This is a genomic window from Streptomyces alkaliphilus (genome assembly GCF_014141535.1).
In the GTDB taxonomy this organism is placed as follows: Bacteria; Actinomycetota; Actinomycetes; order Streptomycetales; family Streptomycetaceae; genus Streptomyces; species Streptomyces alkaliphilus.
The window spans coordinates 1-499 of record NZ_VKHT01001698.1 but is presented as its reverse complement, the minus strand read 5'-3'; the positions used below and the strand labels follow the sequence as shown (position 1 = coordinate 499).

The following is a 499-nucleotide window of genomic DNA, read 5'->3' as shown; positions in this document are numbered from 1 at the left end:
CCCCTCCACGAAGGCGTTGTAGGCCGCCACCCTGGCACGCCGCGCCGTCCGCTCCACCGGCCGCAGCACCGCCTCCCGCGCCGCGATCTCCCCCGCGCTCACCGCCGCGCCGTGCTCACCGGGCGCGTTCGCGATCCCGATCAGGAGGCCCACCCGCCGGGCCAGCTCCAACACCCGCGCGGCCCGGGGCGGATATCCGGGCGCCAGAATCCGATCCCCGCTCTCCGCCCGCGCCCGGTACGCCGACAGCTCCGCCCGGGCGACCGGGCCCGCGCCCGCCACCGCCATTCGCGTCAGCGCCTCCGTCGCCGCGCGCAGGGCCTCGGCCAACTCACGCTCGGCCTCCCCGAGCGACGGAACATCCGCCGGCGGCGCCTGCCGCACCGGGGAACACCTCCACTCCACCGAGACGTGCCGGTCCGCGGCGGCACCCCCGGCCGGACCGGCACGGGTGACCACCGGAACCCACCCCAGACCCGGCCCCTCCGCGATCACGGCC

Annotated in this window: 1 pseudogene; it reads right to left on the bottom strand. The window is 78.6% G+C overall.

The features are described from left to right. A pseudogene (locus FNQ90_RS26385) lies at window positions 1–499 on the bottom strand (hypothetical protein); the annotation flags it as partial.